Below are 22,002 nucleotides of genomic sequence, written 5' to 3'. Positions count from 1 at the left end.
GCCCGTCGGCCGGGCGTGTGTGGCCGGCCTGTTGTTACCGAACTGCACAAGAGGCATGTTTTTCGGCGCTGGAACCGGCCTGGTGTGCAGTTCGGTAACACGGTGCCGGCGCGGTTCTGCCGGGCTCGGGTTGCTTGGCGGGACGGCTGCCCGGCGAGAGGGCCGCCGTGGGTGGCGCTCTAGGCTGGCGGCGTGATCGCCCGTCGCCCGGCCGGGCCGCCTCTGTTGTGGGGCCGGGGGCTCGACTCACCCGGGATCACCCGGCTGATCGCCGCGCTCGGGGCGGTGGCCGCGCTGGTGTTCGCCGGCTGGCTGGTCCGGGACGCGCACGCCACGTTGCCACTGTTCGACCTCGGCGCCTACCGGGTCGCCGGTGAACGGGTGCTGGGCGGCGGGTCGCTGTACGGCAGCCCGCTGGTCGGCACGACCTGGGGCGTGTTCGAGTTCGTCTACACCCCGTTCGCGGCGCTGCTGTTCGGCCCGCTCGCGCTGCTGCCCGCCTGGGCACTGCTGCCGGTCGCGCTCGTCGTCGGCGGTGGCCTGCTCGTCGGCGTGGTGTGGCTGAGCCTGATCGGCCTCGGCCAGCCGCCGAGCCGCCGGCTGCTGGCGCTCTGCCTCGGGCTGTCCGGTCTGCTGCTGTGGTGCGAGCCGGTCTGGGAGACGGTCACCTTCGGCCAGGTCAACCTGCTGCTGGCGGTACTGGTGCTGGCCGACCTGGGGCGCGATAAGTCGGTGTGGGGCCGGGGCGCACTGATCGGGATGGCGGCGGGGATCAAGCTCACGCCGGCGTTCTTCGTGGTGTACCTGCTGGTCACCCGGCAGTTCCGGGCGGCGGCGGCCGCGGTCGGCGCGTTCCTGGCGACGGCACTGGTCGGCGCGGTGACCCTGCCGGGCGACTCCCGCGTGTTCTGGGCGGGCGCGTTCGCCGACCCCGCGCGGGTCGGGGTGCCGGACCACCCCGGCAATCAGTCGCTGCGCGGCCTGATCGCCCGGGTGCTCGGTTTGGGCTCGTGGGCGCAGCTGCTCTGGTTGGTCTCGGCGGCCGCGCTGGCCGCTGCCGGGCTCTGGCTGGCCGCGCGGTTCACCGCCAGCGGCCGGGAGCTCACCGCCGCGGTGCTCTGCGGCCTGACGGCGGTGGTGGTCTCGCCGTTCAGCTGGGTACACCATTGGGTCTGGTTCGTGCCGCTGCTGATCGTGCTGCTGGATCGGGCGCTGCCCCGGCGCGGCCGGTCGGCGTGGTCGGCCTGGTTGGCCTGCGGGGTCGCCTCGGCGGTCGGCTGCCACTGGTTCTTCGCCTGGTTCGCCGGCGTTGCGCCGAGTGTCGCGGGTCCGGTCGGCGCGGTGCTGCTGGCCGGGTACCAGAACGCCTACGTCTGGCTGACCCTCGCCCTGCTCGCGGCCGCCGCCTGGCTGCCCGGCCGGTGGCGCCGCGCCCCCGCCGCCGCCGTCGACGCTGTCGACGCTGTCGACGCTGTCGACTCGACAGCACCGCACATACCGTCGTACCGCCGCACACACGTCTAGCTATGTGTGCGGCGCTACCACGGTGTGTGCCGTGGGGGTACGAGCGGTGTACGGGGCGCTCCTAGACTGGTGCCGTGGCCGATACGCGCACCCCGACCCGCCCCGTCCGCCGCGCCGTCACGCTGGCCGCCGTCGCCGACGTGGCCGCGGTGCTGGTCTTCGCGGCGGTGGGGCGAAGCTCGCACGCCGAGGGGGTGACGGCGGCGGGGGTGCTGGAGACCGCCGCGCCGTTCCTGCTCGGGCTGCTCGTCGGCTGGCTGGCCGGCCGGCTGTGGCGGGCGCCGCTGGCGCTGCCGCTCGGGGTGCTCGGGTGGGCCGGCACGATGGTCGTCGGGCTGGCCGTGCGCGCCGCGTTCACCCATCGGCTGCCGGTGTCGTTCGTGCTGGTCGCGGCGGTGAGCCTGGCGGTGTTCCTGCTCGGCTGGCGGGCGGTGGCGCTGCTGGTAACCCGCGCGAAACGCGCCGGGCACCACAGCAATTAAGGTGGAGACCATGCCCGTGCGCGAAGCCCTGACCCCGGGGCGCATCTCACCGATGCGCCCGGTCCCGGCGGAGATCGTCCGCCCGGAGTACGTCGGCAAGCCGGCGCCGACTCTGAGTAAGGACCCCTGGGTGCAGACCCCCGAGGTGATCGAGGCGATGCGGGTGGCCTCGAAGATCGCGGCGCGGGCGCTGGCCGCCGGCGGTGAGGTGGTGGCACCCGGGGTGACCACCGACGAGGTCGACCGGGTGGTCCACGAGTACCTGGTCGACCACGGCGCCTACCCGTCCACGCTGGGCTACCGGGGCTTCCCGAAGAGCTGCTGCACGAGCCTCAACGAGGTCATCTGCCACGGCATCCCGGACACCACGGTGATCGCGGACGGCGACATCGTGAACATCGACGTGACCGCCTACATCGGCGGGGTGCACGGCGACACCAACGCCACCTTCCTGGCCGGCGACGTCGCCGAGGAGGACCGGCTGCTGGTGGAGCGCACCCACGAGGCGATGATGCGCTCGATCAAGGCGGTGCGGCCGGGTCGCCCGCTCAACGTGGTGGGCCGGGTCATCGAGTCCTACGCCAAGCGCTTCGGCTACGGCACGGTGCGCGACTTCACCGGGCACGGCATCGGGCGCAGCTTCCACTCCGGGCTCGTTGTGCTGCACTACGACGCACCGGACGTGGACACGCTGCTCGAGCCGGGCATGACGTTCACCATCGAGCCGATGATCAACCTCGGCACCATCGACTACGACATCTGGGACGACGGCTGGACCGTGGTCACCAAGGACCGCAAGCGCACCGCCCAGTTCGAGCACACCATCCTGGTCACCGACACCGGCTCGGAGATCCTCACCCTGCCGTGAGCACCTCCCAGTGAGCCGGGGAGCCCTGCTGGTCGCTGGGACGACCTCCGACGCCGGCAAGAGCGTGCTGGTCACCGGGCTGTGCCGCTGGTTGGCGCGCACCGGCGTCAAGGTGGCGCCGTTCAAGGCACAGAACATGTCGAACAACTCGGTGGTCACCCCGGACGGCGGTGAGATCGGCCGGGCGCAGGCCATGCAGGCCGCCGCGTGCGGGCTCGAGCCGTCGGTCCGGTTCAACCCGGTGCTGCTCAAACCGGGCAGCGACCGCTCCTCGCAGGTCGTGGTGCTCGGTCAGGTGGACGGTACGGTGAGCGCGCGGTCCTACGCCGAGCGCAAAGGCGCGCTGCTGAGCACGGTGGTGGACACCCTGGCCGGGCTGCGCCGGGACTACGACGTCGTGGTCTGCGAGGGCGCCGGCTCGCCCGCCGAGATCAACCTGCGGGTCAACGACATCGCCAACATGGGGCTGGCGCGCGCCGCCGGGCTGCCGGTGCTGGTGGTCGGCGACATCGACCGCGGCGGCGTGCTGGCGCACCTGTTCGGCACCCTCGCACTGCTGGACGCCGCCGACCAGGCACTCGTCGCCGGGTTCGTGATCAACAAGTTCCGCGGCGACCAGAGCCTGCTGGAACCCGGGCTGCGCCAGCTCCGCGCGCTCACCGGGCGGCCCAGCTACGGCGTGCTGCCGTTCGACGACCGGCTCTGGCTGGACGCCGAGGACTCGCTGTCCTACGTCGCGGACGGCGTGGTTGGCCGGCCGCCGCCGCCGGTCGGCGCGCGCTGGCTGCGGGTGGCCGTGCCCCGGCTGCCCCGGATCTCCAACGCCACCGACGTGGAGGCGCTGGCCTGCGAGCCCGGGGTCGCGGTGCGCTACGTGACCGAGCCGTCGCGGCTGGCCGACGCCGACCTGGTCGTGCTGCCCGGCTCGAAGTCCACGGTGGCCGACCTGGACTGGCTGCGCCGCACCGGGCTGGCCGACGCGGTGGTCGCGCACGCCCGCGGCGGGGGTCCGGTGCTGGGCATCTGCGGTGGCTACCAGATGCTGGCGCGGGGGTTGGTGGACGACGTCGAGTCGGGGCGGGGGGCGGTGGCCGGCCTCGGGCTGCTCGACGTGGAGATCCACTTCGAGGAACGCAAGCGGCTGGCCCGGCCGGTCGGCCACGCGCTCGGCCACCCGGTGCACGGTTACGAGATCCACCACGGCCGGGTGCTGCACAGCGGTGAGTCGCCGCTGGTCACCGGGGCGGACGGCGTGGGGGAGGGGGCCGACGCCGGCGGCGTGCTCGGCACCCACTGGCACGGCCTGCTGGAGAACGACGGCTTCCGCCGCGCACTGCTGCACCGGGTGGCACCGGCCGGCTTCACCCCGGCCGCCGACACCTGCTTCGCCGACGTCCGCGCCGCCCAGCTGGACCTGCTCGGCGACCTGGTCGAGCGGCACCTGGACACCGACGCCCTCTGGCGGCTGATCGAGCACGGCGCCCCGCCCGGCCTGCCGTTCGTCCCGCCCGGTGCGCCGGCGACTAGTCCAGCGGCAGGCTGAGCAGCGCGTTCTCGATCAGTTCTGGCAGCGCCGGGTGGATCCAGTACTGCCCGTCCGCCATCTCCCTGGCCGGCAGGCCGAACGACATCGCCTGGATCAGCGGCTGGATGACCGTCGACGCCTCGGGGCCGAGCAGGTGTGCCCCGAGCAGCTGTCCGGTCGCCGGGTCGGCGAGCAGCTTGCAGAACCCGGTGGTGTCCTCCATCGCCCAGCCGAAGGCCACCGAGCTGTAGTCCTGGATGGCCCGGACGTAGCGGATGCCCCGCTCCCGGCACTCCGCCTCGGTCAACCCCACCGAGGCCAGCGTCGGGGACGTGAACACGGCGGACGGCACAAATCGGTGGTCGGTGCGCCTGGGCGCGTCCGGGTGCAGCAGGTTGTGCGCGACGACCTTCGCCTCGTGGTTGGCCACGTGCTTGAGCAGGTGCGGCGAGCTCAGGTCGCCGAGCGCGTAGATGCCCTCGACGGACGTGCGCTGGTACTCGTCGACGACCACCCGGCCGCCCGGCTCCACCGCCACCCCGGCCGCCGCCAGGCCGAGCCGGTCGCCGTTCGGCATCCGCCCGGCCGCCACCAGCAGCACGTCGCCGTCGGCGGTGCTGCCGTCGGACAGCGCCAGCTGGATCCCGGTGTCGGTGCGCTCCAGGCAGCCCACCGGCTCCACGTTGGTCCGGACGTCCCAGCGCGCCGCGGCCAGCTCGGTGAACCGTTCGGACAGCGTCTCGTCCAGGTGCCGCAGCAGCGCCGGCCCGCGCGTGACGATCGTCACCTCAACGCCCAGCGCGGAGAACACGTGGGCGAACTCCGCGCTGATATAGCCGCCGCCCACGATCACCATCCGGCCGGGCAGCTCGGCCATCCGCAGCACCGTGTCGGAGGTGCAGTACGGGGCGCCGGACTCGGCGATCGCGCTCGGGATGACCGGCCGGGAGCCGGCGGCGAGCACGAACCGGTCGGCGCTGATCTCCTCACGCCGGCCGTCCGGGAAGGCCACGACCAGCTGCTTCGGACCGGTGAACTCGGCGTGCCCGGAGTAGAGCGTGATGTTCGGCGAGCCGCTCTCCCGGTAGCTGCGGCCGCCCTCGGAGATCGGGTCGATCCGGTTGAAGATCCGGTCCCGGATGTCCACCCAGCGGACCTTGTCCACCGTCGCGTCGATGCCGAACCGGTCCGCGGTGGTGATCTTGCGGGCGATGTCGGCGGCGTAGACGTACATCTTCGTCGGGATGCAGCCGACGTTCAGGCAGGTACCACCGAACACGCCCTCCTCGACGATGGCGATGTCCAGCGCGGCAAACCGCTCGTCAGGCAGCGTGTTTCCCGAGCCGGAACCGATGATCACTAGGTCGAAGTGGCGCACGAACCGACATTAGCCTGAGCCGCCGCCGGCACTCGGGGCCGCCGGAGTGGGCCGAAGGGGTGAAACGGTCGGCCGAACGCTGACGATTTCGCCGAACCGGTAACAGCCCTTGTACCGGTGGCGACATCCCGGATGCGTTGCGACTGACCACCGTGGGGGATGGTCAGGTCGCGGTCGCAGACGGCGGAGCCGTTCCTCGGCTCCGCCCTGCTGGGTGGGGCCCCGCCGCTCCGGGGCACCACCCGGCCGGGCGGCCCTGGCGCGCTGTGCGGAGTGAGATCCATCCGGTCTGCCGCCCCCGATCTCGCATAGGTGCTTCACAGTCTGGTAGCAAGGGGCTGTGAGCAGCGAACAGTATTCCGCCACGGTGCATCGGTCCTGGGCCGCGGACCTCGACCCGGCCACGCTCTACGCGCTGCTCCGGCTCCGCGTCGACGTGTTCGTCGTCGAGCAGAAGTGCGCCTACGCCGAGTTGGACGGGCGCGACCTCGAGCCCCGAGCGCGGCACTACTGGCTGGGTGGGCACGCCCAGCCGGAGCCGGTCCTCGGCTGTGTGCGGCTGCTCAAGGAGCCCGACGGCAGCTACCGGATCGGCCGGCTGTGCCTGGCCGAGGACGTGCGTGGGCACGGGCTCGGCCGCCGACTGATGGACGCGGTGCTCGCCGAGGTGGGCGACGGCCAGTGCGTCGCGGACTCGCAGCTCTACCTGGTCGACTTCTACGAGCGCTACGGCTTCGTCCGCACCGGGGAGTCGTTCGACACCGAGGGTGTCGAGCACGTGTCGATGCGCCGGGTCAAGCGCGAGCACGCCAGATGAGCCACCGCGGCGGTCCGGGCCGGGAGGCTTGGTGAGCGTCGAGCTCGGTGGTCCCGCTCGTCCCCTGTTCCCCTTCTCGGCCGTCGTCGGCCACGACGACATGCGGCTGGCGCTGCTGCTCACGGCGGTGCACCCGACGATCGGCGGGGTCCTGGTCCGGGGCGAGAAGGGCACCGCCAAGTCCACCGTGGTGCGCGCACTGGCCGGTTTGCTGCCCTCGCGCGACTGCGTGCTGGACTGCCGGTTCGGCTGCGACCCGGCGGACCCCGACCCGGGCTGCCCGGACGGCCCGCACCCGTCCGGCACGCCCACCGAGCGACGCCGCTCCCGGCTGATCGAGCTCCCGGTCGGCGCCACCGAGGACCGGCTGATCGGCTCGCTCGACCTGGAACGGGCCCTGTCCGAGGGGGTGCGCGCCTACCAGCCGGGACTGCTGGCCGCCGCGCACCGGGGCGTGCTCTACGTCGACGAGGTCAACCTGCTGCACGACCACCTGGTCGACCTGCTGCTGGACGCCGCCGCGATGGGCCGGGCCCATGTGGAGCGGGACGGCGTGTCGCTGTCGCATGCCTCCACATTCCTGCTGGTGGGCACCATGAACCCGGAGGAGGGCGAGCTGCGCCCGCAGCTGCTCGACCGGTTCGGGCTGACCGTGGAGGTCACCGCCGCGCGGGATGTGGAGCTGCGGGTCGAGGTGATCCGGCGCCGGCTGGCCTTCGAAGCCGATCCCGCCGGGTTCGCGGCCGGCTGGCGGGCGGCCGAGGAGGAGCTCGCCGGCCAGATCGTCGCGGCCAGGCAGCGACTGGCCGGTGTCCTGCTGCCGGACACCGAGCTGCGCCGGATCGCGGCGCTCTGCGCGGCGTTCGAGGTGGACGGCATGCGGGCAGACCTGGTGACCGCACGGACCGCGGTGGCGCACGCGGCCTGGCGTGGCGCGGCCGAGGTGACCGAGCAGGACGTCCGGGTGGCGGCCCGGCTGGCCCTGCCGCACCGCCGGCGGCGGGACCCGTTCGACGAGCCGGGGCTGGACGAGGGTGCGTTGGACGACGCGCTGGACCAGGCCGCCCAGCAGACCCAGCCGCCGGCGCCCCCGCAGGGCCCACCGGACGGCCCGGACAGCGCTGGCCCGGACGGCCCGGACGGCCCGGACGGCCCGGATGACGGCGGGCCGGAGGGCCCGGACGGGGGCGGTGCGCCGCCACCCACCGAGCCGGCGCCCCGCGGCCCGGGTTCCGCCGCCGGCGACGGCCCGACCCGACCGGCGCCGGCCCCGGCGCCGGCGTTCCGGGCCCGGCTGCTGACCGTGCCCGGGGTCGGCGAGGGCGCTCCCGGGCGGCGGTCGCGGGCCCGCACCGACCAGGGCCGGGTGGTCCGCGCCGCCTCCGACAACCCGCACCGGGCCGCTGACCTGCACCTGCCGGCCACCGTGCTGGCCGCCGCACCGCACCAGCGCGCGCGGGGGCACCGGGGGCCGGGGCTGCGGGTGCGCCGCGATGACCTGCGGCACGCGGTCCGCGAAGGCCGCGAGGGCAACCTCGTGCTGTTCGTGGTGGACGCGTCCGGCTCGATGGCCGCCCGGCGGCGGATGGCGGCGGTCAGCGGCGCGGTGCTGTCCCTGCTGCGGGACGCCTACCAGCGCCGGGACAAGGTCGGCCTGGTGACCTTCCGGGCCGGTGGAGCGGAGCTCCTGCTGCCGCCCACCTCGTCCGTGCCGGCGGCGGTGACCCGGCTCAACAGGCTGCGCACCGGCGGCCGGACGCCGCTGGCCGACGGGCTGCTGCGGGCCCGCCGGGTGCTGGCCGCGGAACGGCTGCGCGACCCCCGGCGCCGCGCACTGCTGGTGCTGCTCACCGACGGGCGTGCCACGGTCGCGGTGCGCCCCGGCGGCGACCCGTTGACCGACGCGCTGCGCGCGGCCGCGCTGCTCGCCGGTGACGGGGTGGCGACGATCGTGGTGGACTGCGAGTCCGGCCCGGTTCGGCTGGGGCTGGCCGGCCGGTTGGCGGCGGCCGCCGGAGGCCCGGTGGTGACGATGGGCGAGCTGTCCGCCGAGCGGGTCACCGGCGTGGTGCGGGCCGCTCGCGCGGCCTGAGCCGCCCCGGCCGAGGCGGTCGGCTGGTACCCCAATTGGGGTATCCGCGGACCGGGCCAGCCATCATGCTGTGCGGCTATGGGATTCACCGGCCGCCAGTTCAGCCGTCCCTCCGGCGTGGCGGGTCGGCTGGTCGGCGGGCTGATGGCGCGCGGCAACCGGGCCTTCAACATCGAGGTGGCGGACCGGCTGGGCGCGCTGCACGGCGGGGCGCGGCGGATCGCCGAGGTCGGGTGTGGCCCCGGGGTGGGGCTGGCGGCGCTGCTGCGGCGGTTCCCCGAGGCGGAGGTGCTCGGTATCGACCTGTCCCCGGAGATGCTGGCGCAGAGCAGGTCACGCAACGCCGCCGCCGTCCGGTCCGGGCGGCTCGCCCTGCGCCGGGGCGGCGTGGAGCAGCTCGACACCCCGGTGGACCTCATCGTGGCGGTGCACGTGCTCTACTTCTGGCATCAGCCGGTCGAGGTGCTCAGCTGGCTGCGCCGCGCGGTGACCGAGGAGGGGCTGGTGGGGCTCGGCTACCGCTGCCGCCAGGACATGCCCCCGCCGGCCCGGCGTGGCTTCCCGAAGGAAGGCCACCTGCTCTACGAGGTCGACTCGCAGGTCCGGGGCCTTTTCGCGGCCGCTGGGTTCCAGACCGCGCGAAGCGTGAGAATTGACGCGACGAGGATGCACCTCGGGTGGTTGACGGTCGCCAGGCCGTAGCTCCCGGGGCTGAAGGGAGACGGTGGGAGTGCCACAGGGCCAGGTCGTTGAGGTTCCCCAGGACGGGCTGAGCACCCGCCAGCGGCGCAATCGCCCGCTGCTGATGGTGCACACCGGTGAGATGAAGGGAAAGTCCACCGCCGCGTTCGGCATGGCGCTGCGGGCCTGGAACCAGGGCTGGTCGGTGGGTGTGTTCCAGTTCGTGAAGTCGGCGAAGTGGAAGGTCGGCGAGGAGGCCGCGTTCCGCGCGCTGGGCCGGGTGCACGACGAGACCGGCGAGGGCGGCCCGGTGGAGTGGCACAAGATGGGCGAGGGCTGGTCCTGGGCGCGCAAGCAGGGCACCGAGACCGACCATGCGGCGGCCGCCGTGGAGGGCTGGCAGGAGATCCGGCGGCGGATCGAGACGCAGGCGCACGAGATGTACGTGCTCGACGAGTTCACCTACCCGCTGAAGTGGGGGTGGATCGACGTCGCGGAGGTGGTCGAGGTGCTCACCGCGCGGGACGGCAGGCAGCATGTGGTGATCACCGGGCGGGACGCGCCGGCCGAACTGATCGAGGCGGCCGACCTGGTGCTGAGCACGACCAAGGTCAAGCACCCGATGGACGCCGGCCAGAAGGGTCAGCGCGGCATCGAGTGGTGAGCCGGCCGCGCTGTCACGGGAGCGCTGTCACGGGAGCGTTGTCACGGGGAGCAGAGCGCGCGCTGGGCGACCCTCTGCACGGCCGTGGCGATGTGCACCTCGCCGAGCGCGGTCGGGTGGATGCCGTCGGTCGAGAGATCCAGCCTCGGGTTCCAGCCACTGGCCGCGTCCACGATCTGCACCGCGGCGAACTGCGCGGCCACCTCGCGCTGTGCGGCCGCGTACGCGGCGATGACCTTGGGGTTGTGCCCCGGGTGCGACGGCGCGGCCACCTGCAGCGGTCGGACCAGCAGGACCGCCGGTACCGGCCCGGTCGCGAAGGCACTCAGCACGTGCCGCAACGCACCGGTCCACTCGTCGGTGGGCAGCTTGTTCTTGATGTCGTTGATCGCGGAGTCGATCACCACCAGGTCGGACGTGCCGGACACCCAGCGGGTCTTGCCGTTGAACACCAGGTTCTCGACGTTCAGTGTGGTGCCGCCGTTGACCGCCCGGATCACCGGCTTGACCCGCATCGCGGTGGCGGCCAGGGTCACGTAGCTGGCCGGTGCACCACCGAGCTGGGGGGAGAGCAGGTAGCTGTGCCCGTAGGCCACCAGCGGGCCGTGCGGGTGGGCGCAGTCGCGGGCCTGCGCGGCGGGTGACCCGCCGACCGCTCCGGTGACCACACAGGTCGCTGCAGCGGCCAGCGCGATGACCAGGGCACGTACCCGCACGGTTACTCCTCGGAGGGCTGCTTGTAGTGGGGAGCGCGACGGCCGGGGGGATCCGTCGATGCTCACTGTCGCACGAAGATGATCTCGCTCGTAGTCCTCCAAAAGAGGGCTGCCGCCGTCCGGTCGGTGTGGTGCGATGACTGTCAGGCGGACAAATTACATCAGATTGAGTGAACCGTTCACGGTCGGGGGAGTGTCGGTCGGCGTGAGTTGAGGCCCCCGATCCGCTCGGCGCGCGCCTCCGACGTGCCAGCGCGCCCGGTCGGCCGCGTAGCGTGCCGGTCATGAGCAGGGCAATCGTGATCGCCGGCGTCGCGTCCGGCACCGGCAAGACCACGGTGGCCACGGGTCTGATGGCCGCGCTGCGCCGGCGGGGCACCTCGGTGGCCCCGTTCAAGGTCGGCCCGGACTACATCGATCCCGGCTATCACGCGCTGGCCACCGGGCGCCCCGGCCGCAACCTGGACCCGGTGCTGGTCGGCGAGCACCGGGTGCCGGGGTTGTTCCGCCACGGTGCGGGCGGTGCGGAGATCGCCGTGGTCGAGGGCGTGATGGGGCTGTTCGACGGCCGGATCGGGCCCAGCGCCGACCGGTACCCCGGGCAGCCCGCCGACCACGTCGCCGACGGCTCCACCGCGCACGTGGCCCGGCTGCTCGGCGCCCCGGTGCTGCTCGTGGTGGACACCAGGGGGCAGAGCCGCAGCCTGGCCGCGCTGCTGCACGGGTTCGTCACCTACCGGCCGGGCACCCGGCTCGCCGGCGTGGTGCTCAACCAGGTCGGCAGCCCCCGGCACGAGCAGGTGCTGCGGGACGCGTGCGCCGAGGTGGGACTGCCGGTGCTCGGCGCGCTGCCGCGCCGCGACGAGCTCGCGGTGCCCTCGCGCCATCTGGGGCTGGTCACCGCCGCCGAGCACGGCGCGGCCGCGACCGCCGCGGTGGACGCGATGGCCGAGCTGGTCGCCCGCCACGTGGACCTGGACGCGGTGCTGGCCGCCGCCACCCCGGTGCTGGCCGACGTACCGCCCTGGGAGGCCGCCGCCGAGGTGGCCCCGTCGCCCGGGGCCGAGTCGTCCGGGGCCCTGTCGTCCGGAGCCGAGTCGTCCGGAGCCGAGTCGTCCGGAGCCGAGTCGTCCAGGGTCGAGCCGTCCGGTCGGCCGGCGGCGAAGCCGGGCGGGATCCGGCCGGTGGTGGCGATCGCCGGTGGGTCGGCGTTCAGCTTCGGGTACGCCGAGCACGCGGAGCTGTTGGCCGCCGCCGGCGCCGAGGTCGTGGTGTTCGACCCGCTGCGGGCACGGCGGCTGCCGGCCGGAACCGCCGGCCTGGTGCTGCCGGGCGGATTCCCCGAGGAACACGGGCCGGGACTGGCGGCCAACGCCGAGCTGCGCGCTGAGGTGGCCGCGCTCGCCAGGGCCGGCGCCCCGGTGCACGCCGAGTGCGGCGGCCTGCTGTACCTGGCCACCGAGTTGGACGGCCAGCCGATGTGCGGCGTGCTGGCCGGCGTCGGCCGGATGACCCGCCAGCTGCGGCTGGGCTACCGGGATGCGGTGGCGATGACCGTTTCGCCGCTGTTCGAGGCCGGGCAGCGGGTCACCGGGCACGAGTTCCACCGCACCACGGTCACCCCGGCGGCGGGCTCGGCGGGCGACGGCGGCGCACCGGCCTGGCAATGGTCGGTGCAGGGTGCGCCGGCGGGCCCCGAGGGATACGTGCGGGGCGGCATTCACGCCTCCTACCTGCACACCCACCCGGCCGGTCAGCCCGGTGCGGTGGCCCGCTTCGTGGCCGGCTGCGCACGGTTCGCCGCGGTGGGCACCCCGGCCGGCGGTCCGCCCCGGGCCGGCTCACCGGTCGGCGCCCCCGGCCGATGACCGGCGACCTGGTGGTGGGCCTCGGCTGCCGCCCCGGGGTGCTCGCCGCCGATGTCCGCGCCACCGTGCGGGCGGTGCTGGACCGCTCCGCCCTGGATCCGGCCGCGGTCCGGGCCTACGCGACGTTGGCGGCCAGGGCCGGCGAGCCCGGGCTGCGCGCGGTGACCGGGTCGGAGCTGCTGGCCTACCCGGCGGAGGTGCTCGCGCTCGTCCGGGTTCCGAACCCGAGTGAGCGGGTGGCCGCCGCCGTCGGCATCCCCGGAGTGGCCGAAGCGGCCGCCCTGCATGCGGCCGGCGTGCTCGCCCCGGCCGGCGGTGGTGCGCGGCTGGTCGCGGCGAAGTTGGCCGGCGTCGGGGTCACCGCCGCGGTGGCGCGGATCCACCCGGGCGCCGCGTACCCGGCGGGCTGATTGGGGACACGCCCTCGGACACCCGGCTGGGCCACGAATGGCGCCGAACCGGTCGTACCGCGGGATACTCCGGCGCGAGGCGGCGTCGGCGGGGGCGCGGCCGCGGCGAAGGGAACCCGGGAGATGGCCGACGATCGACGCCACGGACCGGCCGAAGAGGGCAACGGCGGCCCGGTGACACCGGGTACCGAACCGCCGAGGGCGGGCCCGAACGGCAACGGCACTGACGGCGGCAGCGGGGTGCTCGCGCCGTCCGGCCGCACCCGAGGCCCGGGCGCGGGGGCGAGGACGGGTGGTGACGTGACCGTCCCGGAACCACTGAAACCGGCCGCGCGGGCGATCAAGCGCACCCGGGTCAGCGGACTCTGGGTCGGCGTCACCCTGTCCGCCGTCGTGCTTCTCTTCCTGCTGATCTTCATTCTGCAGAACAACGACCCCACCCCGGTCCGCTTCCTGGGCATCGAGGGCACCCTCCCGGTGGGGGTCGCACTGCTGTTCGCCGCGGTGCTCGGTGTGCTGCTCGTCGCGATCCCGGGCTACCTGCGGATCCTGCAGCTGCGCCGGGCGGCCCGCAAACACCGGGACCACTGAGCGCATTGGCCGCACTGGCCGCGAGAGTGTGGCGGCCCGCATCACGTTGACCGAGTTCGACACCGGTGGGGAGGATGCACCGTGCATACCCAGACCTCACAGCCGGTGCTGACCCTCGGGCACCCGATCTCCCGCCGAGGAGCAGAGCATGGCTGACCAGCATTATCTGGTCGGCCTGGACCTCCGCGACCGGCTGGTAGTGATCATCGGCGGCGGCTCCGTGGTGCAGCGCCGGGCGCCTCGGCTGCTGGCCGCCGGCGCCCGGGTGAGGGTGATCTCCCCGTCGGTCACCGCCGTGGTGGAGGGCCTGGTCGGCTCCGGGGACGTGGACTGGGTACGCCGGCGCTACACGGACGGCGACCTGGACGGAGCCTGGTACGCGCTGGCCTGTACCGACGACCCGGACGCCAACGCGGCGGTGGTCGCCGAGGCGGTGCGCCGCCGGGTGTTCTGCGTGCGGGCCGACGCCGGTGAGCTCGGCTCCGCGGTGACCCCGGCGGTCGGCGAGCACGAAGGGCTCACCCTGGGCGTGCTGTCCGGTGGCGAGCCCCGCCGGTCCGCCGCGGTGCGGACAGCGCTGATCGAGGCGCTGGCCGCGGGGCTGATCGACGACTCGGCGGCGCCTGCCGCGCCCGGGGTGGCGCTGGTCGGTGGTGGACCGGGCGACCCCGGGCTGATCACCGTGCGGGGCCGGCGACTGTTGTCCAGGGCTGACGTGGTGGTGGCCGACCGGTTGGCCCCGCAGGGGCTGCTGGAGGAACTGCCCTCGCACGTCGAGGTGATCGACGCGTCCAAGATCCCGTACGGCCGGGCCATGCAGCAGGAGGCGATCAACGCCGCGCTGATCGATGCGGCGAAGGCCGGCAAGTTCGTGGTGCGGCTCAAGGGTGGCGACCCGTTCGTCTTCGGCCGGGGGTTCGAGGAACTGCTCGCCTGCGTCGAGGCCGGCGTGCCGGTCACCGTTGTTCCGGGTGTGACCAGCGCGTTCGCCGCCCCGGCCGCCGCTGATGTGCCGGTCAGCCACCGAGGCGTCGCGCACGAGATCGTGGTGGTCTCCGGGCACGTCGCGCCGCACGACCCGACCTCGCTGATCGACTGGTCGGCGCTGGGGCGGCTGCGCGGCACCCTGGTGCTCCTGATGGGCGTGCAGCGGGCCGCCGTGTTCGCCGAGGTGCTCATCGAGCACGGCCGGCCGGCCGACACCCCGGTTGCGGTGATCCAGGACGGCACCCTGCGCGGCCAGCGCACGCTGCGCAGCACACTGGCGAAGGTCGCCGACGAGATGGCGCGCGAGGGCATGCGGCCGCCGGCGATCATCGTGATCGGCCCGGTGGCGGGGCTGGTCAGCGGCAAGTAGCTCGACCTGGGCGCGGTCGGGGCCGCGGCACTGGTGTGCTCCGGCGGCACTGGCGCGCTCCGGCAGTGCTCCCGGGCTCGGGCGGGCTCCGGCAGGGGCCTGCGATGGGGCTGTTGCGTATGCCTACGCAGAGCAAAGGACCGCCGTCAGTCCTGGATGCGCCGCCAGGGCCGGGCCTGCTCGAGCGCGAACGCCAGCTCCAGCAGCGTCCGCTCGTCGCCGTACGCGGCCGAGAGCTGCACGCCGATCGGCAGCCCGCCGGCCGTGGCCCCGGTCGGCAGCGAGATCGCCGGCGAGCCGGCCACGTTGTTCAGCGGGGTGAAGGCCACGTACCTGGTGAGCCGGTCGAGCAGCTCGTCGAAGGGCTGCCGGGGGCTCAGCACGCCGATCGCCGGCGTGACGTGCGCCAGCACCGGCGAGAGCACCACCTCGTGCCGCAGGAACATCGTTGCGTAGGCCTGCTTCACCCGGGAGAGCCGCAGCAGCGTCTACGGCGTGCGGAGCAGCTCGCGCCGGTAGAGCCGGCGCAGACCGGAGCTGAGCCCGTCGAGCTTGCCGGGGTCGAACGACGGGCCGAACGTCCGTTTCCCGAACGCGCTGGCCAGGAACGCCAGCAATCCCCAGTAGAGCGAGAAGTCCCGGATGAACCGCTCGTCGATCGGCAGCGCCACCGGCTCGACCTCATGGCCCATGCCGGTCAACGCCGCCGCGGTGGCCTCAACCGCCGCGCGCGTCTCGGCGTCGGTGCGGATGCCACCGACCGACTCGGTCAGCAGGCCGATGCGCAGTCGGCGCTCGGCGGGGCCCTGGACCAGGCCCAACGGGGGCAGCGCGGGATTGCGCCAGTACCGCTCGGCGGCGGCGAAGAACGTGGCGGTGTCGCGCACCGACCGGGTGACCACACCCTCGGAGATGATGTTGATCGGCAGCGCCCGGGCCTGGTCGCCGTCCAGGTGGCGGCCACGACTCGGCTTCAGTCCGACCAGGCCGCAGCACGCGGCGGGGATCCGGATCGAGCCGCCGCCGTCGTTGGCGTGCGCGATCGGCACCACGCCGGCCGCGACCAGCGCCGCGGCGCCACCGGAGGACGCCCCGCTGGAGTAGTCGGGGTGCCACGGGTTGCGGGTCGGCTCGGCGGACATGAACTCGGTGCTCGCGTTGAAGCCGAACTCCGGCAGCCTGCTCTTGCCCAGGACGGCGAGGCCGGTGCTCAACAACTGCGCGGCGAACGGCCCGGTCCTGGGCGCCGGCTTCGGCACGAACGCGGCCGAGCCGTGGCCGGTGGGCAGACCGCGCACGTCGGTGTTGTCCTTGATGTAGGTCGGCACGCCGGCGAACGGGCCCTCCGTCGAGGGCTGACTCACCTCGTCGGCCGCGAACTGGACCGCGCGCAGTGTCGGGTCGACCTGTTGGGCCCGGGCCACGGCGGCCTTCGCGGCCTCCGCCGCGCTGATCTCGCCCGAGCGGATCAGCCCGGCGAGCGCCATCGCGTCGTGGTCGGCCAGCACGTCGTCGGTGAACGCGTGCACCGGTGAGGTCATCGGCTCAGCCGGCGGCGCGCTTGCGCGGGTCGGACGGGAAGTCCCCGGCCAGGATGCACCGGTCCGACCACGCGGACACCTTCTCCAGAACCGGTGCCAGCTGGTGGCCGAGTGCCCTGATCAGGGTGCGCTGGCTGGCGTCGGTGCGGTCCTCGACCCTGGTTCGGAACGACCGGCCGATCTCGGTGAGCTCCCAGTGGGCGAGCAGGCCGGACACCGTCAGGCTGGCCACGGCCTGCTCGTGCGCCTCCCGCGACCAGCCCCGGGTGTTGCTGTACTCGCCGAGCCCGTAGCCCAGCCAGAGCTCGGTCACGATGTTCATCTCGCAGCCGCCGAGCCCGGCCGCCACACAGGTCGCCACGTGGCCGTCACCGCGGTGCTCGCGCACCAGGTCGGCCGCCCGCCACAGCCGGGCGTACGGGTCGGCCAGGGTGGGCGCCGAGCGCAGCGCGGAGAACAGCGGGCGGCCGGCGCCGTCGGCGACCGCAATGGCCGCCTCCAGGGTCTGGGCGACCTCCAGTACCTCGTCCTCGGTCGTCACGTCGCCGAGCACCTTGCGCAGGCTCACCGCAACACCCTCGTCGCGCAGCGCGATCAGCTCGGTGCGCGGGAGCTTGCCGAGGCCGTCGGTCCACAACTGGTCGATCATGTCCGGCGGGAACACCGCGAACGCGGCGGCCACCACGGAGGAGGGCACGTCGCCGAGCGCGGCGGCCCGCCCGCAGACGTAGCCGGACAGGAAGTCCAGCCCGTGCGCGGCGAGCGCGTCGTAGACCTCCTGGGCCCACACCGCGTGCATGGCGAGCGGCTCCAGCGCATCGCGCAGCTGGCGGGCCGGTCCACCCGTGGCGACGGCCGGGGGCGAGGTGGTGCCCTCGGGCGCACGGGTGAAGAACGTGGCGACGGCGGCCTCGTAGTCCATGGAAGGAATTTAGTGTCCGCCTGATCGCTCGTTCGAGCCGCACCCTCAGCGACGGCGGCGGCTCGTCCCTTGACGGTGGGGCCGCGTCCGGCGAAGGTGGTCGGACACACTGTCCAGACGTCATGGTTGACAGACCGGTCGAACGGCCGCCCGGTCTCGCCGCGACCACGGGGGAGAGCGCTATGACCCAGATCATCGCCCGGGTGCGGCGATGACCGCCGGCGGGCCGCGCGAGCTGGTCGAGCGGGTCTACCGCGCGCTGGCCGCCGGCGATCGGGCCGAGCTCGAGGCCGTGCTGCACCCCGAGTTCGACGGCTACTTCAGCCCCGGCATGCCGGCCCCCATCGGTGGCCACCATGCCGGCGCCGGCGCCGCGATCGACAAGGGCTGGTGGGCCATCGGGGCGGCGTTCGCGGTCCGCGCACAGCCGGAGCGCTGGCTGGCCTGCGGGCCGACCGAGCTGCTCGTGCTGGGCACGTACCAGGGACGCGCGCGGCGCGGCGGCGGCGAGTTTCGGGCACCCTTCGCGCACCTCTGGACCGGCGACGGCGACCGGCTGCGCACGCTGCACCAGTACACCGACACCGCCGCGTGGCAGGCCGCGCTCGAGGAGGCAGCGAGATGACCGAACCCGTGGTGGCGACCGAACTGGCCGACGGCACCCCGCCCACCGGGGGCAGGGTCGAGTGGGACGACCGGGTCACCCTGGAGATCACCGATGGCCTCGCCCACCTGCGGCTGGCCCGTCCCGAGGGTCGCAACGGGATCGACATGGCCATGGTCCGGGCGCTCACCGCCCGGTTCGACACGGTGGCCTCGGACCCGGGGGTGCGGGCCCTGCTGATCGGCGCCGACGGCCCGGCGTTCACCGTGGGCGGGGACCTGCGCCACCTGGGCGGCCAGGCCGAACGACTGCCCGCCGAGCTGGACGAGATGATCTCGCTCTACCACCGCACCCTGGGCCGGTTGGCCGCGCTGCCGATCCCGGTGCTGGTGGCCGCGCACGGCGCGGTGGCCGGCGGCGGGCTGGGCCTGCTCTGGTGCGCCGACCTGGTGATCGCCGCCGACGACCTGCGGATCGCCACCGGCTTCGTGCACCTCGGGCTGTCCGGTGACGGCGGCAGCTCGTGGCACCTGCCGCGGCTGGTCGGGCTGCGCCGCGCGCAGGAGCTGATCATGGGTGGCCGGGTGCTCGGCGCCGAGGAGGCACTGGACTGGGGCCTGGTGACCCGGGTCGTGCCGGCCGCCGAGCTGGCTGGAGAGGCGCTGGCCCAGGCCCGGGCGCTGGCCGCCGGGCCGACCTACTCGCTGGGCCGGATGAAGCGGCTGCTGTCGGAGAGCTGGGCGCACAGCTACCCCGAGCAGCTCGCCGCCGAGCGGACCGCGATCGTGGACTGCGCCCGCACCGAGGACGCGAAGGAGGGCCTCGCCGCCTTCATCGCCCGCCGGGGGCCGAGGTACCTCGGTCGGTAGCCGCGCCTCCACCGATTGAGGCATTGTCGGGGCCGGCGGGCACCCCGCACAGTGAACGCCCAGCACGCTGCACACGAACGGTGAACCACATCGACGTGGAGGTAGGCATGACCACCGCACCGGACCGCACCGACTTCGACGTGATCGTGGTCGGCGCCGGCTACTCGGGTCTCTACCTGCTGCACCTGCTGCGTTCCCAGGGCCGCTCGGTCCGGGTCGTGGAGGCGGCGGACGGGGTCGGCGGTACCTGGTTCTGGAACCGCTACCCGGGCGCCCGCTGCGATGTGGAGAGCCTCGAGTACGGCTTCTCGTTCTCCGAGGAGCTGGACCGGGAGTGGCGCTGGAACGAGCGGTACTCCGCGCAGCCGGACATCCTGGCCTACCTGAACACCGTGGCCGACAAGTTCGACCTGCGCCCGGACATCCAGCTCAACACCACCGTGACCTCAGCGACCTACGACGAGCCCAGCCACCGCTGGCGGGTGCGCACCCGGGACGCCTCGGGGGCCGGGACGGAGCTGTCCGCCCAGTTCTGCGTGATGGCGACCGGGTGCCTGTCCAAGCCGAAGTCCCCGGACATCGCGGGCCTGGGCTCGTTCGCCGGACCGACGTACTACACCTCCAGCTGGCCGCACGAGGGCGTCGACTTCACCGGCCAGCGGGTCGGCGTGATCGGCACCGGGTCCTCCGGGGTGCAGGCCATCCCGCTGATCGCCGAACAGGCCGACCACCTGCACGTCTTCCAACGCACCGCGAACTACATCGTGCCGGCGCACAACCACGACCTGACCGAGGATCACCAGCGTGCCGAGGAGCTCGCCCAGCGCCGGTCGAACGCGCTGGACTGCCCGCTCGGCGTGGCATTCGCAGCCACCGAGACGAACCAACAGCTGTCCACCGACCTCACTCCCGAGCAGCGGGACGCGGAGTTCGAGCGGCTGTGGCGGCGCGGCGGGCTGGTGATGATGCTGGCCTTCCCGGACCTGTTGCTCGAGGGCGAGGGGAACCGGGCCGCCGCCGAGTTCCTGGCGAAGAAGATCAGGGAGCGGGTGGCGGACCCGGCCGTGGCGGAGATCCTGACGCCGAGGGGCTACCCGGTCGGCGCGAAGCGGCTCTGTGTGGATACGAACTACTACGAGACGTTCAACCGGGACAACGTCACCCTGGTGGACCTCACCGCGTCACCGATCGAGGAGGTCACCCCGGCCGGGGTGCGGACCGGCGACGCCGAGATCGAGCTGGACGCCCTGGTGATGGCCACCGGTTTCGACGCGATGACCGGGGCGCTGACCGCGATCGACATCCGGGGCCGGGGCGGCGTCGAGCTGGCCCAGCGGTGGGCGGACGGCCCGCGCAGCTACCTGGGGCTGAGCATCGCGGGGTTCCCGAACCTGTTCACCGTCACCGGGCCGGGCAGCCCCTCGGTGCTCAGCAACATGCGGCTGTCCATCGAGCAGCACGTCGTCTGGATCACCGACTGCATCCGGTACCTGACCAGCCGGGGGATAGCCAGCATCGAGGCCACCGAGGCGGCCCAGGAGTCCTGGGTGGCGCACGCCGCCGAGGTCGCCGAGCCGACGGTGTTCCCGCGCGGCGCGTCCTGGTACACCGGCAGCAACGTGCCCGGCAAGGCCCGCGTGTTCATGCCGTATATCGGTGGGGTGCCGGCCTACCGGGAGGCCTGCGAGAAGGTGGTGGCCGACGGCTACAGCGGATTCGAGCTGACCCCGGCCTGAGCGAGCCGGCACGGGGGTGGTCGCTAGCCGGGGTCGTGCACCGGCACCTCCAGGTGCGCGGTCAGCCCGCCGCCCTCGCGCGCGGACAGGGTGAGCTGCCCGCTCATCCCGCTGACCAGCTGCGCGACGATCCACAGCCCCAGGCCGGCGGTGCCGCGCCGGTCGCCGAGGCTGACGTACTTGCGGGAGACCTCGCCGAGCTGGTCCGGCGGCAGCCCGGGGCCGCGGTCGCGCACCTCGGCCACCAGCCGGTCCGGGTGGCCGGTCAGGTTGAGCTCAACCGGCCCCCGGATGCTGTGCCGAGCAGCGTTCTCGGCCAGGTTGGTCAGGATCCGGCGCAGCCGCTGCGGGTCGCTCCACACCGTCGCGCCGGGGGGGTCGACGGTGGCGCTGCGCCGCTCCGGCGGGATCCCGGCGGCGTCCAGCACCGCCTCGGCCAGCTCGGCCAGTACCACCGGGCGTTCCCGGGGACGGCCGACCGGGCTGCCGTCCGCGAGGGCCAGGTCGGCGAGGTTGTCCAGCATGTCGCGCAGGTGCTCGGTGTGTGCGGAGATCAGCGACAGTGCGGTGGCCGCCGCCGGCTCGGCCAGTGCCCCGGCGGCCAGGTCGCGGCTGAGCGCGGTCATCGAGGCGACCGGGGTGCGGAACTCGTGCAGGATCACCCGCAGCCCGTCCTGCCTGGCGTGCTGCGACTCCAGCAGCCGCTCCCGCAGGTCCCGTTCCTCGAGCAGCGCCTCGTGCTCGGCCATCGCCTCGGCCCGCGACCGCGCGGCCACGTCGAACTGCCGCTCCAGCAGCCGGCTGAACACCTCCACCAGCACCGCGGTCCCGAGCAGGTAGCCGGTCCACCAGACGCCGTGCAGCCAGCGGTCCGGCACCGGCGTGCTCGCGTCGCCGACCCGCACCGCGACGGTGTACCCGGCGCCCAGTCCGACCGCGACGACGTAGCCCCGCCGGCCGCCCAGCCCGGCCGCGATGACGATCAGCGGCAACACCGCGACCAGCAGCGTGTGCGCGCCGCCGGTGAGCGCACAGCCGACGAGGGTGAGCGCCGAGTCGACCAGCGAGATCGCCCAGGTCGGCGGGCTCCGGAGCTCGCGCAGCCGGCTGAAGGTCAGCAGGGCGGCCCAGGCGGCACTGGCCGCGAGCAGTGTCCAGGTGGTGATCGGGTGCGGCGCGACGAGCCGGGGGTCCAGGAACAGCAGCAGCGCCCAGGATGCGACCACCGCGGCGCGCACGAACACCACGACCCGCTGTTCCCGGGGTTCGTCCAGGTTGTTGATGTCCAGCTGCGGCCGGGCGCTCATGCCGCGAATGGTGCACCGGATTGGCCCGCCAGGGCCATCCGTGGCGCGTC

21 protein-coding genes are annotated in these 22,002 nt (G+C 73.8%); 15 read left to right on the top strand and 6 right to left on the bottom strand.

What is annotated here, in order from left to right:
* Nucleotides 1-192: 192 nt before the first annotated feature.
* The 4 genes from ACTXG6_RS40135 to ACTXG6_RS40120 all read left to right on the top strand — a co-directional run bounded on the left by ACTXG6_RS40135 (nt 193) and on the right by ACTXG6_RS40120 (nt 4,417).
* Entirely contained in the window at nt 193-1,524 is a 1,332-nt protein-coding gene (locus ACTXG6_RS40135) for a glycosyltransferase 87 family protein (protein WP_445184530.1), read from the top strand.
* A 74-nt stretch (nt 1,525-1,598) separates the two neighbouring features.
* Nucleotides 1,599-2,006, top strand: a complete 408-nt coding sequence (locus ACTXG6_RS40130) for a DUF3054 domain-containing protein (RefSeq protein ID WP_445184529.1) — start codon at nt 1,599-1,601, stop codon at nt 2,004-2,006.
* Nucleotides 2,007-2,016: 10 nt separating this feature from the next.
* Nucleotides 2,017-2,874 carry a type I methionyl aminopeptidase gene (gene map, locus ACTXG6_RS40125; RefSeq protein ID WP_445184528.1) on the top strand — a complete coding sequence of 286 codons (858 nt, stop codon included), beginning with the start codon at nt 2,017-2,019 and terminating at the stop codon, nt 2,872-2,874.
* Between the two features lie 10 nt (nt 2,875-2,884).
* Nucleotides 2,885-4,417 carry a cobyric acid synthase gene (locus tag ACTXG6_RS40120; RefSeq protein WP_445184527.1) on the top strand — a complete coding sequence of 511 codons (1,533 nt, stop codon included), beginning with the start codon at nt 2,885-2,887 and terminating at the stop codon, nt 4,415-4,417.
* Here ACTXG6_RS40120 and ACTXG6_RS40115 read toward each other — a convergent pair.
* On the bottom strand, nt 4,398-5,777 hold the full coding sequence (locus ACTXG6_RS40115) for a mycothione reductase (RefSeq protein ID WP_445184526.1): 1,380 nt from the start codon (nt 5,775-5,777) through the stop codon (nt 4,398-4,400). The genes ACTXG6_RS40120 and ACTXG6_RS40115 overlap by 20 nt on opposite strands.
* Nucleotides 5,778-6,117: 340 nt before the next feature.
* Between ACTXG6_RS40115 and ACTXG6_RS40110 the strand changes: the two genes are divergently transcribed.
* From ACTXG6_RS40110 to cobO, 4 genes are all read left to right on the top strand, one after another.
* Entirely contained in the window at nt 6,118-6,594 is a 477-nt protein-coding gene (locus ACTXG6_RS40110; protein ID WP_445184525.1) for a GNAT family N-acetyltransferase, read from the top strand.
* A 100-nt stretch (nt 6,595-6,694) separates the two neighbouring features.
* Nucleotides 6,695-8,686, top strand: coding sequence for a VWA domain-containing protein (locus tag ACTXG6_RS40105; RefSeq protein ID WP_445190245.1), 1,992 nt, complete (start codon nt 6,695-6,697; stop codon nt 8,684-8,686).
* A gap of 78 nt (nt 8,687-8,764) precedes the next feature.
* Nucleotides 8,765-9,388, top strand: a complete 624-nt coding sequence (locus tag ACTXG6_RS40100; protein WP_445184524.1) for a class I SAM-dependent methyltransferase — start codon at nt 8,765-8,767, stop codon at nt 9,386-9,388.
* Nucleotides 9,389-9,416: 28 nt separating this feature from the next.
* Nucleotides 9,417-10,031 carry a cob(I)yrinic acid a,c-diamide adenosyltransferase gene (gene cobO / locus ACTXG6_RS40095; protein ID WP_445190244.1) on the top strand — a complete coding sequence of 205 codons (615 nt, stop codon included), beginning with the start codon at nt 9,417-9,419 and terminating at the stop codon, nt 10,029-10,031.
* Between the two features lie 41 nt (nt 10,032-10,072).
* On the opposite strand, the gene ACTXG6_RS40090 is transcribed toward cobO, so the two are convergent.
* Nucleotides 10,073-10,747 carry an SGNH/GDSL hydrolase family protein gene (locus ACTXG6_RS40090; RefSeq protein WP_445184523.1) on the bottom strand — a complete coding sequence of 225 codons (675 nt, stop codon included), beginning with the start codon at nt 10,745-10,747 and terminating at the stop codon, nt 10,073-10,075.
* 284 nt (nt 10,748-11,031) lie between these two features.
* Here ACTXG6_RS40090 and ACTXG6_RS40085 point away from each other — a divergent pair, with 284 nt between their 5' ends.
* From ACTXG6_RS40085 to cobA, 4 genes are all read left to right on the top strand, one after another.
* A complete protein-coding gene (locus ACTXG6_RS40085; protein WP_445184522.1) occupies nt 11,032-12,615 on the top strand; it encodes a cobyrinate a,c-diamide synthase in 1,584 nt (527 codons plus the stop codon).
* Nucleotides 12,612-13,025 carry a cobalamin biosynthesis protein gene (locus ACTXG6_RS40080; protein WP_445184521.1) on the top strand — a complete coding sequence of 138 codons (414 nt, stop codon included), beginning with the start codon at nt 12,612-12,614 and terminating at the stop codon, nt 13,023-13,025. The genes ACTXG6_RS40085 and ACTXG6_RS40080 overlap by 4 nt, the downstream gene beginning before the upstream one ends.
* Nucleotides 13,026-13,148: 123 nt before the next feature.
* Nucleotides 13,149-13,616 (top strand): LapA family protein, encoded by a 468-nt coding sequence (locus ACTXG6_RS40075; RefSeq protein ID WP_445184520.1) that lies wholly within the window; start codon nt 13,149-13,151, stop codon nt 13,614-13,616.
* 148 nt (nt 13,617-13,764) lie between these two features.
* A complete protein-coding gene (cobA, locus tag ACTXG6_RS40070; protein WP_445184519.1) occupies nt 13,765-14,973 on the top strand; it encodes a uroporphyrinogen-III C-methyltransferase in 1,209 nt (402 codons plus the stop codon).
* Between the two features lie 146 nt (nt 14,974-15,119).
* Here the strand turns inward: cobA and ACTXG6_RS40065 are convergent, their stop codons facing one another.
* Genes ACTXG6_RS40065 through ACTXG6_RS40055 form a run of 3 tightly spaced genes read right to left on the bottom strand, consistent with a single transcriptional unit; the run spans nt 15,120 to nt 17,436 of the window.
* Nucleotides 15,120-15,440, bottom strand: a complete 321-nt coding sequence (locus tag ACTXG6_RS40065) for an amidase family protein (RefSeq protein WP_445184518.1) — start codon at nt 15,438-15,440, stop codon at nt 15,120-15,122.
* Between the two features lie 21 nt (nt 15,441-15,461).
* Entirely contained in the window at nt 15,462-16,514 is a 1,053-nt protein-coding gene (locus ACTXG6_RS40060; RefSeq protein ID WP_445184517.1) for an amidase, read from the bottom strand.
* A gap of 4 nt (nt 16,515-16,518) precedes the next feature.
* Nucleotides 16,519-17,436 (bottom strand): SCO6745 family protein, encoded by a 918-nt coding sequence (locus ACTXG6_RS40055; RefSeq protein WP_445184516.1) that lies wholly within the window; start codon nt 17,434-17,436, stop codon nt 16,519-16,521.
* A gap of 211 nt (nt 17,437-17,647) precedes the next feature.
* Between ACTXG6_RS40055 and ACTXG6_RS40050 the strand changes: the two genes are divergently transcribed.
* From ACTXG6_RS40050 to ACTXG6_RS40040, 3 genes are all read left to right on the top strand, one after another.
* Nucleotides 17,648-18,061, top strand: coding sequence for a nuclear transport factor 2 family protein (locus ACTXG6_RS40050; RefSeq protein ID WP_445184515.1), 414 nt, complete (start codon nt 17,648-17,650; stop codon nt 18,059-18,061).
* Nucleotides 18,058-18,909 carry an enoyl-CoA hydratase/isomerase family protein gene (locus ACTXG6_RS40045; protein ID WP_445184514.1) on the top strand — a complete coding sequence of 284 codons (852 nt, stop codon included), beginning with the start codon at nt 18,058-18,060 and terminating at the stop codon, nt 18,907-18,909. Before ACTXG6_RS40050 ends, ACTXG6_RS40045 begins: the two co-directional genes overlap by 4 nt.
* Before the next feature lie 107 nt (nt 18,910-19,016).
* Nucleotides 19,017-20,645: a flavin-containing monooxygenase gene (locus tag ACTXG6_RS40040; RefSeq protein ID WP_445184513.1), complete on the top strand. Its 1,629-nt coding sequence runs from the start codon at nt 19,017-19,019 to the stop codon at nt 20,643-20,645.
* Nucleotides 20,646-20,668: 23 nt separating this feature from the next.
* Here ACTXG6_RS40040 and ACTXG6_RS40035 read toward each other — a convergent pair whose 3' ends face one another.
* Nucleotides 20,669-21,952, bottom strand: coding sequence for a sensor histidine kinase (locus ACTXG6_RS40035; RefSeq protein ID WP_445184512.1), 1,284 nt, complete (start codon nt 21,950-21,952; stop codon nt 20,669-20,671).
* Between the last annotated feature and the right edge of the window lie 50 nt (nt 21,953-22,002).

This window comes from Pseudonocardia sp. Cha107L01 (assembly GCF_052566575.1).
The sequence above is the reverse complement of the archived record's forward strand: the minus strand, read 5'-3'. Positions and strand labels throughout refer to the sequence as shown.